The sequence below is a fragment of the Idiomarina aquatica genome (assembly GCF_004362895.1).
Lineage (GTDB): Bacteria > Pseudomonadota > Gammaproteobacteria > Enterobacterales > Alteromonadaceae > Idiomarina.
Genome location: NZ_SNXI01000008.1, coordinates 91061 through 107440 on the forward strand (window position 1 = coordinate 91061; position 16380 = coordinate 107440).

At 48.7% G+C, this 16380-nt stretch carries 17 protein-coding genes; 1 reads left to right on the top strand and 16 read right to left on the bottom strand.

Annotation, left to right across the window (positions count from 1 at the left end; all coding sequences use genetic code 11):
• Nucleotides 1-5: 5 nt before the first annotated feature.
• The 15 genes from DEU29_RS14190 to DEU29_RS07900 form a co-directional block, all read right to left on the bottom strand.
• The gene (locus DEU29_RS14190) at nucleotides 6-524 is read right to left on the bottom strand and encodes a type II secretion system protein (protein ID WP_133539807.1); all 519 of its coding nucleotides are present in this window, start codon (nucleotides 522-524) and stop codon (nucleotides 6-8) included.
• 52 nt (nucleotides 525-576) lie between these two features.
• Nucleotides 577-1188, bottom strand: a complete 612-nt coding sequence (locus DEU29_RS07835; protein ID WP_133539808.1) for a prepilin-type N-terminal cleavage/methylation domain-containing protein — start codon at nucleotides 1186-1188, stop codon at nucleotides 577-579.
• An 86-nt stretch (nucleotides 1189-1274) separates the two neighbouring features.
• Entirely contained in the window at nucleotides 1275-1736 is a 462-nt protein-coding gene (locus DEU29_RS07840; protein ID WP_133539809.1) for a Type II secretory pathway component, read from the bottom strand.
• A complete protein-coding gene (locus DEU29_RS07845; protein WP_432206878.1) occupies nucleotides 1736-3055 on the bottom strand; it encodes a type II secretion system F family protein in 1320 nt (439 codons plus the stop codon). The genes DEU29_RS07840 and DEU29_RS07845 overlap by 1 nt, the downstream gene beginning before the upstream one ends.
• A complete protein-coding gene (locus DEU29_RS07850; RefSeq protein WP_133539810.1) occupies nucleotides 3003-4796 on the bottom strand; it encodes a GspE/PulE family protein in 1794 nt (597 codons plus the stop codon). The genes DEU29_RS07845 and DEU29_RS07850 overlap by 53 nt, the downstream gene beginning before the upstream one ends.
• Nucleotides 4777-5817: a tetratricopeptide repeat protein gene (locus DEU29_RS07855; RefSeq protein ID WP_133539811.1), complete on the bottom strand. Its 1041-nt coding sequence runs from the start codon at nucleotides 5815-5817 to the stop codon at nucleotides 4777-4779. The genes DEU29_RS07850 and DEU29_RS07855 overlap by 20 nt, the downstream gene beginning before the upstream one ends.
• Nucleotides 5814-6737, bottom strand: a complete 924-nt coding sequence (locus tag DEU29_RS07860) for an ExeA family protein (protein WP_133539812.1) — start codon at nucleotides 6735-6737, stop codon at nucleotides 5814-5816. The genes DEU29_RS07855 and DEU29_RS07860 overlap by 4 nt, the downstream gene beginning before the upstream one ends.
• 21 nt (nucleotides 6738-6758) lie before the next feature.
• Complete coding sequence (gene mshL, locus DEU29_RS07865) at nucleotides 6759-8456, bottom strand: pilus (MSHA type) biogenesis protein MshL (RefSeq protein WP_133539813.1); 1698 nt, start codon at nucleotides 8454-8456, stop codon at nucleotides 6759-6761.
• Entirely contained in the window at nucleotides 8453-8812 is a 360-nt protein-coding gene (locus DEU29_RS07870; protein WP_133539814.1) for a hypothetical protein, read from the bottom strand. The genes mshL and DEU29_RS07870 overlap by 4 nt, the downstream gene beginning before the upstream one ends.
• Nucleotides 8805-9452: a hypothetical protein gene (locus DEU29_RS07875; RefSeq protein WP_133539815.1), complete on the bottom strand. Its 648-nt coding sequence runs from the start codon at nucleotides 9450-9452 to the stop codon at nucleotides 8805-8807. The genes DEU29_RS07870 and DEU29_RS07875 overlap by 8 nt, the downstream gene beginning before the upstream one ends.
• Nucleotides 9449-10093 (bottom strand): PilN domain-containing protein, encoded by a 645-nt coding sequence (locus DEU29_RS07880; protein ID WP_133539816.1) that lies wholly within the window; start codon nucleotides 10091-10093, stop codon nucleotides 9449-9451. The genes DEU29_RS07875 and DEU29_RS07880 overlap by 4 nt, the downstream gene beginning before the upstream one ends.
• Nucleotides 10090-11043: a type IV pilus biogenesis protein PilM gene (pilM, locus tag DEU29_RS07885; protein ID WP_133539817.1), complete on the bottom strand. Its 954-nt coding sequence runs from the start codon at nucleotides 11041-11043 to the stop codon at nucleotides 10090-10092. The genes DEU29_RS07880 and pilM overlap by 4 nt, the downstream gene beginning before the upstream one ends.
• A gap of 140 nt (nucleotides 11044-11183) precedes the next feature.
• Nucleotides 11184-12803 (bottom strand): methyl-accepting chemotaxis protein, encoded by a 1620-nt coding sequence (locus DEU29_RS07890; protein ID WP_133539818.1) that lies wholly within the window; start codon nucleotides 12801-12803, stop codon nucleotides 11184-11186.
• Nucleotides 12804-12898: 95 nt separating this feature from the next.
• A complete protein-coding gene (gene pyrC / locus DEU29_RS07895; RefSeq protein ID WP_133539819.1) occupies nucleotides 12899-13933 on the bottom strand; it encodes a dihydroorotase in 1035 nt (344 codons plus the stop codon).
• A 74-nt stretch (nucleotides 13934-14007) separates the two neighbouring features.
• Nucleotides 14008-14589 carry a thymidine kinase gene (locus DEU29_RS07900; protein WP_133539820.1) on the bottom strand — a complete coding sequence of 194 codons (582 nt, stop codon included), beginning with the start codon at nucleotides 14587-14589 and terminating at the stop codon, nucleotides 14008-14010.
• Nucleotides 14590-14645: 56 nt separating this feature from the next.
• On the opposite strand from DEU29_RS07900, the gene DEU29_RS07905 reads away from it, so the two are divergent.
• Nucleotides 14646-15872 (top strand): adenosine deaminase family protein, encoded by a 1227-nt coding sequence (locus DEU29_RS07905; protein WP_133539821.1) that lies wholly within the window; start codon nucleotides 14646-14648, stop codon nucleotides 15870-15872.
• 3 nt (nucleotides 15873-15875) lie between these two features.
• Here the strand turns inward: DEU29_RS07905 and DEU29_RS07910 are convergent, their stop codons facing one another.
• A complete protein-coding gene (locus DEU29_RS07910) occupies nucleotides 15876-16277 on the bottom strand; it encodes an EAL domain-containing protein (RefSeq protein ID WP_133539822.1) in 402 nt (133 codons plus the stop codon).
• Nucleotides 16278-16380: the final 103 nt, after the last annotated feature.

Here is a 16380-nt window from a genome sequence, read left to right on the forward strand (position 1 = left end):
TCGCATTAGCAGCCGGTAGTTACTACATCAATAGATGGCTGGCCATCAGCTGTATTCACCTGTGTGTAAGATGCATAACAGTTTGTTGCAGACGCATCAGCTCCAGATGCTGGAGTAGTATCCAAACCTCCTATGAAATCGGCTGGAGAAATAAAAATCCTTGGAACTCCACCTGAACTACCAATGATAAATGCCCAATCAGCGCTTTCATCAATTGTACCCGTCATGTCATATGCATCTAAGGTCGCGGCATCAATTATGCCCGCTTCTGACGCCTTAGGAAAACCATAATTAGTTTCAATTGTATTGACTTCTCCATCAGCTCCTAGCTCTCCTTCGATGGAGGCTTTTGCATAAATATTTTGATAGGCGCCTTGTAATGCCCCTTTTAAGCCTTTAACGGTGCTAGCTCGCGCATCATTTGAGAAGTTAATAAACTGCGGCGCTGCTGTGACCGCCAAAATACCTAATACGACGATCACGATGATCAGTTCGATTAGGGTGAAACCTTTTTGATTACGCATAATTGCACTCTCTCTTGTTGATTTAAAATAACTAAATTTGCGGGCCACGATATCAGTTACTGTTGTTACTGAACACGGTGACACCACCATTTCTGGGGTTGTAAACAAATGCATTGCCGGTGGTGCGGTAGTCCTCACCCGCCGGTTCTGCGGCCAAATTTTTGATGGTGTTCGCCAAGTAGTAAACACACAACTGATTATCCATACTTGCTTCTGGATTCGGGGTGGCGTAGGTGAAATATCGGTTTTCACCTAAGCTCGTATAATCATCGGTTACCGTGGGTGAGCCTTGCAGTATACCCTGCATCAGGCTGACACAGTCGGCGCCGGTTAAATTGCCGTCGTGGATGCTGTCATCGCCACGGGCGGTTACCGGGTAACCGGTGTTGCCATCCACGTAAACCGGCAAGGAGTCCAGCTCGACCTGTGCGCCTGCACCTTCGCTACCGGAACCCCTTGGGCGGCCGCGTAACTCCCACTCGCCACGGGCAATGCCCACGGCACTGGCAAAGCCGCCCGCGACGCCTTCGATAGCAGAGTCTTCGGCATCCGCTGTCACGTCAGTAAAACGCGGCAGGGCTGAGGCGGCCAATAGGCCTAAAATCACCACCACAATAATCAGTTCGATGATGGTAAAACCGGTTTGTTGCTTTGCCGTCGTCATGACCTAATTCCTTATTATTACTAGATCTATTTTATAACGTTATGTTTACGTTTCATACCCGTTGCGCTAAAAACTCTGCACAAAATTTAATCGCTTAACGATTCTTGTAAACGGCCTTGCCCTGCATGGTACGACAGCTTAACGGTGCTTTCAGTTTCACTGTTAGCCAGTTCATAATCGCACCGTCCTGGTTGCGATGTTGTCGCCAACGGCTTTCGCCCACCTGCTAACATTTGCCATAGCGGTTCACAACCATTTTTCACACTGGGCCAGCCGCTATCGTTCATCTCTAACTGATAGCTTTGCTGTTGAGTTTGTAATGTCACTTGCCCGGGTTTCCCCCGCCTTAACCATTCCGTTCGCGCCAACATCAGGTTTTCGTTAAAACGCTTAACTAGCACCTCGCGTTCAGCCTGTTGCCAACCCCAACGGTCACTAAAAATACCCAGCTCTAACAGTTTCATCGCCAATAAACCGATAATCACCACCACCACGATATTTTGTAGCCAGCGTAATAACCGCGAACGAGACTGCTCTTCGGCGCTCATCAGCCCCCCTGGTAGGCACTCATCATGTCCCACATTGGGGTGAAAATACCTAACGCCAAAATCAGTACCATCACCGCAACGACAGCAATCATTGCCGGCTCAATACGTGCTGTGAGGGTTTTAAGATCGTAATCGGTTTCACGTTCATAGTATTCCGCGACCTCCCTTAACAAGGTATCGATGCGGCCGGTTTCTTCTCCTACTACAATCATCTGCATTACCAGCGGTGTAAAGAGTTTTGAATACCTTGCTGCCCGCGACAAATTGTCGCCCCGCTCAATACTGCGGCGAATATCCAAAATTTTCTTTTCCATCCAAGCGTTATCCACCGCCTCAGCGACCAATGACAACGCCTGCGTGAGCGGCACACCGGCGCCCAACATCACTGAAAAGCTACGCGAAAACCGCGCTAGCATGGAACGTTCCAAAATACTGCCAATAACCGGGACTTTGAGTTTTAAGCTATCCCAAATCAATCGACCCGAGGGCTGACTCACATAGTAGCGCAAGCCAAAAAAGCCGCCAACAATGGCAATGAGCATTAACGGCCAATAGTTAACGAAAAAATCAGAGGTACCAAGCAGTGCCCTTGTAGCCCAGGGCAATTCCACGTTAAAACGACTAAACATATCGGCAAATGTGGGTATCACAAATATATTCAGCACAAACATCGCGATGGCCAGAGCAATTAAGACAAAACTAGGATAACGGGTCGCGGCTTTTATGCGTTTACGGGTGTCCTGTTCGTTTTCTAAATAAAGCGCCAGCTGTTCAAACGACTCTTCTAATTGCCCGGTGTTTTCGCCAACATGCACGATTGCCACCACCAGTTTAGGAAAAATCTTCTTATGTTGCGCCAGACCCGCTGACAGGGTGCGACCACGCTCCAACTGGCTATACACGTCTTTCAGCGCTTTTTGCATACGCTTGTTTTGGGTGCTGTCAGCTAAACCATCAATTGCGCGTAAAATTGGGATGCCGGCGTTGGTTAACGAGTACATTTGCCGACAAAAAATAATTAGCTGATCAAGGTCAACATTGGGCTCCAGCTGTTCACGCAGAATACTGACCCAGTTATTGTTGGTCTCTTTCGCTGACCCTGGGCGTGGCGTTTTTGTTTTAGCTCCGGCCCCGCCCGCATTAACCTGAACCGGCGTTAATCCCTGCGCCATGATCGCCTGCGCCGCTGCGCGGGTATCGTTCGCTTCGACGCTACCCCTTTTTAACTGGCCTTGTTTGTCGCGGGCCTGGTAAGTGAATTTCATATCAGCCGTCAACCTCCGGGCTGTCGGTGCCCGCATTGTCGTTAACGTCATCATCAACGTCACCCGCTTCTGCTACCTGGGTGACATTATCCTCAACACTCTCTGCCAGGAACAGCACTTCTTCAACCGTAGTGATACCCTGTTTAGCATAGTCCAGCGCCACCAGCGCCATAGAGCGGAAACCAGCTGATTCGTTGGCTGCCTCAGCAAAGCGTTGTGTATCGTTCATGCGCAACGCATCCATCATTGCACGATTCATCTCTAGTAACTCAAACACACCAATACGGCCTTTGTAACCGGTGTGGTTGCAGTGCTGGCAGCCTTTCCCTTTTTTGTAGTTATGCTGCGAACTGCCTTTTTGTAAGTGCTCTAGTAGGCTTTCGTGATCGGGCTCTAGCGGTGTATCCGTAGCACAACGCTCACAGGTCCGGCGAACCAACCGCTGAGCGATAATACCGCGCAACGCAGCAGCGACCAAATACGAGGGTGCGCCCATATCAATTAAACGCATGGCACTGGTGATAGCATCATTGGTGTGAAGTGTCGATAAGACTAAGTGACCGGTAATTGCGCCTCGCAAGCCGATCTCGACGGTCTCGTGGTCACGCATCTCACCGACCATGATAATGTCAGGATCCTGACGCAAGGTAGTCCGTAGAACCCGGGCAAAGTCGAGGCCAATCTTGGCACTGGTCTGCACTTGCGAAATACGGGGTAAACGGTATTCCACCGGGTCCTCGACCGTGATCACTTTTTTGCTTTCGGTATTGAGTTCGCTCAGTGCACCATACAAGGTTGTCGTTTTACCGGAGCCGGTTGGGCCGGTAACCAGCAACATGCCATGCGGGCGGTTAATCAGCGCGCGTACTCGTTTTAAAATATCATCGGGCATCCCGGTTTTATCTAACGACAAAATGCCGCTGGTCTGATCCAGCAGACGCATGACGCAAGACTCACCATACTGCACCGGCATGGTCGACACCCGCACATCAATGTTTTTCTTTTTTATCTTGATATTAAAGCGGCCATCTTGCGGCAGTCGACGTTCAGAGATGTCCATACCCGACATCAGTTTTAAGCGCAGGACCAAGGCACTGGCGATATTGGTTTCATCTAAAATGTTTTCGTGCAAAATACCATCAACACGTTGGCGAATGCGCAACATATTTTCGTCAGGCTCTATATGAATATCCGATGCCCGGACTTGCACCGCATCCTCGAAAATCGACTGGAGAAGTTTAGCAACGGTAGCATCTTCGCCTTCTTCATCAAGGCTTAGCGCACCGAGTTCAAACTCCGCTGTATCGTCATATTCATCCTGCAACTGGCTGGCGAAGGTTTCGATGTCCTTGGTCCGTCGATACAGACTATCGAATGCTTGTAGTAAATCTGCTTCGGCAACGACCGCGATATTGACATCGCGCGACGCCAGTTGTTGATTAATAGCGTCAATAGCTGACAAGTCAGCCGGGTCGCTCATGGCAACTTTAGCTTCGTTGTCATTGGCTTCATACACCAACGCTCTGTGACGTCGCGCTTGTACTTCAGACAACAAATTAACTGTCGTTTGAGGGATTTTTTTATCACTCAACGAGACCATGGGGATCTTCAGCTGCTGAGCCAGAAATTCGGTCAGCTGTTGTTCACTTATGTAGCCAAGCTCAATAAGTGTTGCACCTAACTTACGACCGGACTGACGCTGTTCTTTTAGTGCTGATTCAAGTTGTTTTTCGCTGATGACCTGTTCGTGAACCAACAAGTCACCCAGGCGCATTTTAAGGCGTGGACGTTGCATGTTGATTCCTTATTAATTTGATTTGCTCGGCAATAAAGTTAAGTGTCGGTGTATGCTCGATGCGGATTGCAGCTTGCTCAAAAGCAGTAAGTGCTTGCTTAGGTTGCTGCTCGCGTAGCGCCAGTGCTAAGCCCAAATACCAGCGACCGTTATCGGGTTGCGCATCGACCAGCGCCTGGTAGCTGTCGCGCATTGCCGTTATTTGTCCCTGCTGCTGAGCTAAGCTGGCCTGTAACTGATAGTATTGCGGCAGTTGTGACGCATCCGGTATCGCTTGTTGTAATAATTTTAATGCCAGGTTTGGCTGCGCTTGCTTTTCTAACATAGACGCTGCCAGTAAACGCAATGAATGTGCGTTGGGGTATTGCGCCAGCCCCTCGCGCAATATCGCTAAGGCCTGCGTTGCCTGACCGCGACCAAACTCTAACGCTGCCCATTCTTTGCGGATATCATGTTGTTGAGACTGCGCATTTAATGCCGCCTGATAATGTTCAGCGGCGTCGCTAAAGAGCCCTTGCTGCTGTGCCTGCTTGGCTTTTTGCCATGCGCGCTCGGCAAGTTCGGCATTAGACAGCTCTACACTTTGTTTGGTAAAGCTACCGCGTGGTTTTTCTTCGGTAGTCGCGGGCTGCCTGGCTGGTATTTCTGGCTGTTTCGTTGCTACAGTTTGCGGTATGGAGTCTTTTCCCGTTGCAGGCTTTTCCCCCGCTGAAGGCTCTTTTTGAGCTGACGGCTCTTGTTCCGCTAAGGGCTCTTTCCCAACTGAGGGCTCTTTGTCGACTGAAGGTTCTTTTTCGATTACATGCTCTTCTGCTACCGCCTGTTCGGCCGGTCCGTTAGGTGCCGAGTCACTCTGTAACAACCACCACGCCAATACACCGACAAGTATGACAACCAAAACAAGGCCAACCCAACGCAGCCATGCAAAACGCGGCGGCGCGACAACAGCCGAGCCATTACCACGGGACGCGGTCGGATTGCGCTGGTCTAAGTCATTCAATACTTTATTGATAAGACTCACGACAAGGCCTCCCACGGCAAATAATCGCTAAATAGCGCGCCCGCGGCAATGCTTAAGCCCAGCAGCAAAAATATACTCCACAAGACCAGGCGTTTAGCACGACTACGATAGGTGACATCATCGGTATCCTCAGCGGCCAGTCGCACATGATTTAGTGTTAACTGATGGCGTCCCTCGCCGTAAGCAAGCAACAGCATTTTGTGGCACAACATATTCACCAAACGCGGAATACCCCGGCTGCACTCATAAATAGCAGTAACCACCTTCGCGGGAAAAATTGGTGCGCCATTGTAGCCCGCAACACTCATACGGTGGCCGATATACTGCGCAGTTTCTTGCGCGTTCATTGCGGTTAACTGATAAGAAAAACTAATACGTTGGCGAAGCTGTCGAAAATGATGCTGTTTTAAGCGTTCATCCAGTTCCGGCTGACCTACTAACACAATATGCAGTAACTTGCGTGATTGCGTTTCTAAATTAGAAAGTAACCGCACGGCCTCTAAACTCTCTTCCGGCAGTGCTTGTGCCTCATCAATTAGTAACACCACAGCATGCCCGGCTTGATTAATATCGAGCAGTCGTTGTTGCAGTGCCCGCGCTAATTGATGCTGCCCTTCGATGGACTGGGTATCAACCTCAAGCTCCTGCGCTATGGCGCGACGCAGCTCCTCGGGATTTAAATAGGAATCGGGTACATACGCGGTTTTGAAGAAGTCGGGAATATCATTTAATAACCGTCGGCACAGCAGCGTCTTACCCGTGCCCACTTCACCAGTAACTTTAATAAAGCCTTCGCCGGTTTTTAACGCCGTCAACACCACCTTCGCTGCTTGCTGATGGCTTTTCAAATCACAATAAAACTGCGTGTTAGGCGTAATTGTGAACGGCAGTTGCTGCAGACCGTAGTGATACAAGTACATAAAAACTATTACCCGTTCACGTTAATTAGCCAGGTCCGGGAACCAGGTTTTTAATAAGTCTTGCGAGCGCTGTAACTCCTCGCGCCAGGTATCCACACCAATAACGGTGGGTTTAATTAAAATCACTAACTCCTTTTTTTCGGTCCGATTAACCCGGTTTTTAAACAAATTACCGATTAGCGGCAAATCACCCATCAGCGGGACTTGCTCAATATCTTCGGTGGTAGACGTTTGCATCAATCCACCCAACACCACAATTTCGCCGTTGCGCGCACGAACGATGGTATCACTTTCGCGAATATTGCTGCGTGCTAGCGGCAGGCGTAGAGTCTCGTTACCAATTTCAATGACTTTTTCTTGCTCAGCCGTTTCCACTACCGACGGGTGCACATGCAATGTCACCACGTCGTCATCACTAATTTGCGGCGTCACATCTAGCGAAATACCCGAAAAAAACGGCGTTAATTCGACATCCGAACTGGTCAAGGCATCGTTAAGCCCGGACGTGTTTGTTTGTGACTGGACGTCGGTAACATAGTATTCATCCTCACCGATTTTTATCACTGCCTTTTGGTTGTTTGATGCACTGACCCTGGGGTTGGACAGCACCTGAACAGAACCTTGGGTTTGCAACAAGCTCAAAAAGCTCGAAAAGTTGTTATCGTTAAAGCGCAGCCCGAACAAGCCGTTCGAAGTCGCGGCTGCTAGGTCCGTTGGCGTTGAACCATTCAGGTTAATGTCAAAACCGTTACCCAGGCCGTCTGCGTATTGATCCAGTTTGCTCCATTGAATGCCCTGTTCAAAACCATCGGCTAATGTCACCTCCACAATCCTAGCCTCGAGAATAACCTGACGTTGCAAGCGGGTCTGCAAAGTCGCTAAGAATTCACCCACCGCACGAAGTTTTGATGGCTGCGCAGTAACACTGACAATGCCTGCTTGCGGCGACATTACGACGGTTCCTCCGCCTGCAACCTTTTCCAGCATATCTTGCAACTCACCCCAGAGATCGGTTTCTGACTGAGAACTAACGCTAGCCCCGTTGCCACCTTGCATAGACTGATTATTAAGATTCCCCGAATTACTGCTGCCTGAACCACCTAAAAGGCCAGGATTATTGAAGTTATTGCTATTACTACTGTTGTTAAAATTATTACTGCCGTTGTTGCCATTATCATTTTGGCTCACGCCACCGCTCGAAATCTGCGTTTGCGACATACCAAAGCGTTTTAACGATAAATAATCCAACGAGAAGGTTTTGGTCCTAACGCCACTTGGGAATACCTGAATCATACGCCCCGTTTGTTTTATTTCGTAACCGTAGGTGTCCTCTATCACCGCCAGGGTTTCGGCAATGGTTACATCCTTCAAATCAAGCGATATCTCGCCCTTAACATCAGGGTGGACAATGATGTTATACGGCGTATCTATTGTCAGACTGTAGAAAAACTCGCGGGCATCTAACGCCTTTGCCTGCAACACGAAGCGTTGCTCCCGGACAAGGTCGCTTGTTTTCCCACCGGCTGCTTGCAGCGGCTGGGATAAATAGTCTGCCACATCAGCAGGCACATCACTATTAGGTTGTTTTTCAGCCGCTTCCTGCCTATCCGATTCAAGCGCATCATAAACAGCCTGCGGTTGGTGGTTAGGGTGATACGCACAGGCCGTTAACAGGCTTAACAATATGGTGCTGAGCGCCATTATCACCAATCGATTCATTGGTTGTCCCCTACTTCAGCGCTGCTACGCTTTATTGACGGTGTAAACATCGTTAATTCTATTTCCTTTTGCCCGTTTTGCAGTCGCACTCGCTGGCTTTGTATTGCAGTAATCCGATAGCCGTTTATCAGGTCATCCTGTTGGTATCGTTGCCCATTAATGATCGCGTAGCGCCGGTTAGTAAAAGCGATAATTTGATTTAATTGCAATGTTTCTACTAGGCTGTTTTCATCACGCTCAACAACACCGCTACGCCATTCATAAGGGCGTGTTGGATCGCCGGCTACTGCCGTGTTTATCGAAGCGAAGACTAGCGTTATTAACAGCGCAACAATAAGCAATCTAAAACTAACCACCGATTATCTCCCTATCAGTACTCAGCAGCCGCCAATTTAGTATCACTTCGGCTTGTGGATATTCTACAACGCGGTAATTAAACTGATGCCATTGCACGTTGGGATGCTGTTGCCGCAATTGTGTCAAAAACTGTTGTAGTTCAGTGTAGTTGCCGCGGTATGTCGCATTGACTTGATGCTGATATAAGCTGGCATAATCTTGTTCTTCGCCCATTGCAACGGGTGACTCTGAGTTAAGACTCACTAACGATATGCTGTCAGGATAGTTCAATGCATTGCCCAAAAACTCTCGCCGCTCAGCTTTATCCAATAACGTAAATCGTTCGGTTTTGGCTTCAATTTCTTGTAAACGCTGTTGCTTACGAGAAATTTTTTGCGTCAGGGGTTGGTTCACATCCTCCTGCAACTGTTGCGTTAACTCAGACTGTAATTGTTGCTGCTGCGTCGTTTGCTGTTCAACTTGCGTCAATTGCTGCTGTTGCTGCTGGTGTTGCTCCAACGCAGGCATTATTTGATAGCTCAGCAAAGGCAATGTGACGAGTACCCATACAGCGATAGTAATCAAAAATCGCCGCTCGCGCGGTTGCTCGCTAAAGCGTTGCTGCAGTTGCTGCCATTGTTGCTGAAGCCGCTCGATCACGGTGTTTCCCCGCTATTGCTGCTATTACTTCCTGCACTATCATTTAACGAACTATCACTTAACGGATTATTACTTAAAGAAAAAGTCTGCTGGTTTTGCTCATTTCTATCCAGGTCAACCACCGCAAAACGACTTTGCGCTAACAATGGTACATGCCGAAACCGCTGCATCCAGCGAGGGAGTAAATTAGCTTCAATCGTTTTACCGGTAAGCGATATGCCCTGCCGACCCATACTAAATTCCGTTAGCCATAAACCCTCGATATCAACTTGATAAAGCGCTTGCATCAACTGATCAGGCGCGCTGTTATGTGTCGTTTGTCGATCTGATAATTGTTGGTTTAAGCGTTGCTGTGCAGCAATTTTTTTATCAAGCGCTAAATCCTGCTCAATCAGCTGTTGGCTTGGTTGACGTTGCTTCAATTGTTGCTGTAATTGCTCAGTTCGTTGAGTGTGTTGCTGAAGCGTTTGCTGCGCCTGCGTCAATTGGTTGTCACTTTTTTGTTCTAACCATTGCGCATAACCCATCGTAGCGACGACTAAAAACAACACCAATGCAACACTAACTGCTGCGCGGTTCAGTGTTAAGCGCTGAATTACGGGTTTTAAGTCATCTCGTAACAGGTTAACCGATTGCTTCACGCGTCCTGCTCCTTGTCTGCACCAGCTTCGTCTGCTGTGCTGGGTTCTTGTTTGGCCGCCGCAAAAGCTGCCAAGTCAGAGAAATCGCCTTCGCACAATTCGTTCATCCAGTCTTCATAGTTAAAACGCTCAACCGAAACAGCTAACAAGTCGCTTAACGCCCCACAGACGCTATCAAGCTGGGCATGGCTGATCGCCACCATAATCTCTTTAACCGGCGCCTGCCGCAGCTGACTCTCGTAGTAGTCCATCGAGCGTTGTAATTCTGTAGCTAGCGGCTCCAATGCGCCAAGTTCGATTTCCTCTTTACTATAATCCGTAATTGCCGCTTGCCCGCTTAGCGCTCGGCTAAAACAGAGTTTGCCTTGATGATAAATTTGGACCAAGTAGCCTCGTTCTAGTGGGTAAACACATAAGCGGGCACGAGCACTGTGCGGGTGCAATTTACGCAGCTCTAACTCGCTGATCGTGATTATCTCTGGCTCCCAGCCAGCGTCTACTATCGCTTGCACCCAGTCGCTCAATTCTTGTTTATTACCAGCCACAGCCATCACTTTATTTTGACCGGATGGTTGATAGGCTAATTCATAGTAATCGGTGACCATATTCTCGGGAGCCAAATCGGTTAGGTCACCAAGCTGAAACGCTAAACTCGCGGCGATATCCTGCTCAGGTACATCCGGACGGTCGACAGCAATTGTTTGGTAATAGCCAAGCCCTAACACTAAAGTGACGGGGGCGTGCTTTAGGCCCAGCTTGTCATAACTTTGGTTAAAATGTTCAAGGATCTCACTTGTATTGGTTTGCGATACTTCTGAGGAGTCGTTAACAACGACTTCGGGTAGGTCAGCCTGTCTATGCCGCAACACCAGAAGTCGCAGCTCTTTCTTGCCTAATTGTAAGATTATCCGGTAATTACCAGAACGCGCTTTTGACGCTCCGATTAGCACAAATCACCCTTTTTATAGTTGTTGTTCAAAGATAATACCAGACATGCACTCGCTAAGTGAACAAAAAATAACAGAAATTTAGAGCGATTATGAACATCGTAATAACCGCCTGGGTGGCCTTTCACATTTATCGACTTTAATTAAAACTTAAACTGGCTCACTGCCTTGCCCAGCTTGCTCGCCAGGGTTTGCAGCTGATGTGCTGTGGCGCTGGTATGCTGTGTTGCTTCTTTATTTTGGTCAGCCATGTCAGAGAATCGCTCAACATTGCGCGCAACCTCATCACTAGCCGCATTTTGCTCGCCTAACGCGTCGCTAATGTCCTGCACGACTTGCAACACGCGGTCAAAGCTTTCGCGAATTTCGGTGATTGCCTGACCGGTCATGGAGGCGAGCTCAACCCCTTCCTCGACCTCACTGGCACCGCGTTCCATTTGTTTAACGCTGGCCTGAGTACCGCTTTGAATCTTAGCCACCATCGCCTCGATTTCATCGGTCGACTCGCTGGTACGTTGCGCCAGGCTTCGCACTTCGTCCGCGACCACCGAAAAGCCACGCCCTTGCTCGCCGGCACGCGCTGCCTCTATCGCCGCATTTAGCGCCAATAGATTAGTTTGGTCAGCAATAGACTTAATGACGTTAACAATTGAGGTTATTTGTTCCGACTGTTGTTCCAGTTCAACCAGCTGCTGAGAGGTCTGTTTGGCTGCATCGCTAATACGGTTAATGGAACTGATCATTTGCTCGATAACTGCCGCACTTTGCTGTGCATTTTGACTGGAACTTTCCGATATTTCACGCGCTTCAGCCGCATTTTCTGACACGTGATTAATGCTGGTACTGAGTTCTTGTATCGAGGTCGCAATGGTCTCGGACGCGTTTGTCTGCTCGTTAGATGAGGCAGACAGCTGCTCCGCGGTGCTTGCCACCGACTGGCTTGCGGTATCGAGCTCAGTGGAAGCGGTTCTTATTTCTCCCATCATGGCACGCAACTGTGTTTGCATCGTTGCCATTGCTGACAACAGCTCGGCAATTTCGTCGCGGCCTTCATCATCAACGTTAACATTGAGGTTACCGTCGGCAATGGCGGTGGCGACACGCATGGCTTCGTCTATGCGACCAGCCAACTGACGGCGGAACAACAAGGCGGCGCCAACAGCTACTAAGGCTACAATTAACCCGCCGATTATCACGATGCTATACACTAAAGTGGCAGCGGTATCGGCCGCTTGACTTCGTTGAACTAATAAATCTTGTTCCTCAGCAATAAACGCATCCATTAATTGGCGCAGTTGATCCATGCCTTCTTTTCCTCGCCCCTGCTTAACCAGGTATGCTGCTTGGTCAAGCCCCATAGCTCCTGGCCCATATTGCGTACGAATATCGATGGGCGGATCAATAGCTTCAACTAACCATTGTTGGTAAACTTCTTCGACCTTAGCAAGACGTTGCTGTTGCTCGGGATTATCGGATGTGAGTTGTTGCAACGATCTAAGATTACGTTCTACCCCCTCTTTACCATCAAGGTAAGGCTGCTGGAACTCCTCTGCCCCGCTAATAACATAACCCCGTTGGCCACTTTCTATATTTAAAAAGTGTTTAACCAGGTCTTCCGCTTCGCTGATAACCGTAAAGGTGTGTTCAGCCCGCTGGGTGGTCTGTACCATATTCGACACACTGTAAATCACAGTACCGATAAGCCCCGCCAGCACCACGACGATAACGCCAAAAGCGACGATCAGTTTATGTATTAGCTTCATGCAGTAAGTTCCAACTGGTCTAATTAGTTTTACTATAAACTCACTATCGACAGATAACGATAGTTCTTCAGTAAAACTTAACTTTTACTCAACAGCTATTTTTTAATCTGCCACTGCAGTTTTTCACCTGCATAGTAAGGCACGATAGCTCCATCGGCGGTATCCAGTGTCGCTGGAAGTTGCCATTCGTCGCGCACTAACGTGACCTTTTCTTGATTTCGCTCAAACCCATAAAAGGCTGCACCAAATACCGAGGCAAAGTTTTCCAGTTTATCCAGTGCGTCGTGCTGGCTAAAGAATTCTGCATACAACTCAAGTGCAGCGGGCGCTGAGTAACAGCCGGCGCAGCCGCAGGCGGTTTCTTTATTCGCTTGTACATGAGGCGCTGAATCAGTACCCAGGAAGAATTTAGCATTACCCGATAACGCCGCCTGTTGCAGGCGCTGTTGGTGCTCGCGTCGTTTAAGTATCGGCAGACAATAGTTGTGTGGGCGCACGCCGCCAACCAGTAAGTCGTTACGATTCATCAATAAGTGCTGCGGCGTCATGGTTGCTGCGACATTATCGTTAGCAGCCATGACAAAATCGACTGCGTCCCCGGTAGTAATGTGCTCAAGCACCAGCTTTAGCTGAGGAAATCTGGTGGTAATCGGCACTAAGTGGCGATCTATAAATACCTTTTCGCGGTCAAATATATCGATATCGTGGTCAGTAACTTCCCCATGCACTAGCAGCGGCACTTGCTCGTGCTGCATCGCTTCTAACACCGGAGCCAGGGCTTCTACAGATTTCACACCGGCTGCCGAGTTAGTTGTCGCTCCTGAAGGATAGAGTTTAAAGCCAATCACATGCGGGTTTTCAGCGGCGGCTTTAATTTCTTCGACAGTTGTTTCTGCAGTCAGGTAAAGCGCCATTAGTGGCTGAAAACTCAACCCGTCTGGTATGGCCGCAAGAATACGTTGCCGATACGCCAGCGCCATTTCTACCTTAGTCACCGGCGGCACTAAGTTTGGCATCACCACGGCGCGATTAAACACCTGCGCGGACGCCGCCACGGTGGTTTTTAGTAATGCGCCATCACGTAAATGAAGATGCCAGTCGTCTGGGCGGGTAAGGGTAAGTTGCTGCATTTTGTGGCCTTTGGCTAAACTACGGAATGCAGAAATTATACGCGAGTCGCTGTCAACCTGTCTAACTTCCTGAGCTAACGTAAGCCCATGGCTTGCTTCCAATGTTTGCGGCAACAGGACACATAGCGGTCGTTACCACCAATAGCCACCTGGGCGCCCATTTTTATCGCCTCGCCATTTTCGTCGACCCGCAGTGACATGGTTGCTTTGCGGCCACAGTGACAGATGGTTTTCATTTCGACCAATTTATCTGCCACGGCTAACAAGACCGCACTGCCGGGAAACGCGTTGCCAAAAGCATCAGTTCTGATTCCATAGCACATCACCGGAATATCATGCGTGTCGGCCAGGGTAGTCAGCTGCCACACTTGTTGCTCCGTTAAAAACTGCGCCTCGTCAATCAGTACGCAATCGATGGCTGCCGCTTTATGATGTGCAAGTACCTTTTCGGTAAGGTCGCAGTGGCTCTTAAAACTCACTGCTTTGCGCTTTATCCCCAACCGTGACGCGATATTCCCCTCGCCCGCTCGATCATCGATCGCGGGCGTCATCAACAGCACGTGTTGGTCACGTTCTTCGTAGTTATGCGCCACTTGCAGCAGCGAGGTACTTTTGCCGGCATTCATTGCCGAGTAGGTAAAATACAAGGAAGCCATATTATTGTTTTTATGTCATCATGGTAAAAAGCAAATCTTACCGAGGAGCCAGTGATATGCAATACCCTGCCGAATTTATCCAAGCCATCCCTAAAGCCGACTTGCACTTACATTTGGACGGTAGCCTGCGCGCCAGCAGCCTTGTCGATATGGCCAAGCGCTCTGGTGTTGAGCTACCCAGCTACACCGAAGAAGGATTATTCGAGCAAGTATTCAAGTCTCACTACAATAACCTCGGTGAATATTTAAACGGCTTTCAGTATACCTGCGCCGTGTTGCGGGATCTGGAAAACCTCGAGCAGGCCTCTTACGAGCTGGCGATTGATAACCAAAACGAAGGGGTCACCTATATCGAGGTTCGGTTTGCGCCGCAGTTGTTAATGGATCCGTCTAAAGGCGTTACCTTTGACACCATTATGCACGTGGTCAACGACGGCTTGAAACGTGCTAAAACCGAATACAATCAGCGTGAAGACGTTAAAAATGGTGACAAGCCGCCATTTAACTACGGCATTATTAACTGCGCGATGCGTATGTTTGGTAAAAAAGGTTTCTCCCCTTACTACACCCAACTATTCCAACAACTACGCGACTTCGAGCCAATGCAGGTCATTCGCACTGCGGCCATGGAGTTAGTGCGCGCCAGCGTGCGTATGCGCGATGATGAAGGTCTGCCAATTGTTGGTTTGGATATCGCGGGTCAGGAAATTGGCTATCCCGCCAGTAAGTTCAAAGACGTGTATGAATATGCACACGAGAACTTCCTGTTAAAAACCGTCCATGCCGGTGAAGCTTATGGCGCCGAAAGTATTTTTGAAGCGTTAACACAGTGCCATGCGGACCGCTTGGGTCATGGCTATTCATTGTTCTCGCCGGAAATGACAGAAGACCCAAAAATTAAAGACCCTAAGGCCTACGGTGAAAAGTTAGCATCCTATATTGCTGACCAGCGGATTGCGGTAGAGGTGTGTCTTACGTCGAATATGCAGACCAATCCGAGCATTGGTGATATTAAGAACCATAACTTTAAGCACATGCTGGATAATCGTTTAGCGACGGTCATTTGCACCGATAATCGACTGGTTTCGAGAACAACGGTCAGTAATGAGTACCAGTTAGCGGTGGATAATTTTGATATCCCACTGCACCGTTTAAAAGACTTGGTGGCTTACAGCTTTAAAAAGAACTTTTATCCGGGTGCTTATACCGAGAAACGCGATTACACCAAACGTAATCTGGCTTATTTTGACAAGCTCGTTGCCAAGTTCGGCTTATCAGAATAAACGCTATTTTAATGATGCCCGCCATTGCGTCACTGCTACCGGGCGGGCATAGTAAAAGCCCTGCATGACGACATTGGCATCGGTTTTAAATAGGAACTCTGCCTGCTTTTTAGTCTCTACGCCTTCAGCAACAACTCGCATACTCATATGATTGGCAATAGATATTACCGTTTCAATTACGCCGTCCCCGGCTCTCCGATCACCAATCGACTGCACAAAACTTTGGTCTATTTTTAGCTCGTGAACCGGCAATTGACTAATATAGGAAAGCGAGGAGTAGCCAGTACCAAAGTCATCGATGGAGAATTCTACCCCCTGCCGATTCAAGCCTTGCATTTTGGCCACCACGTCCGAGACATCGTCAATTAAGACACCTGCATGTTTCGGATGAATCCGAACACTCATTTCGGTTCAATCCGATCACCCATTTCGGTTTAAACCGATCACCTGTTTCGGTTTTATCCGATCACTTTTAGCCTTTTTCCGAAATCACTGTTCGGATTGCCGA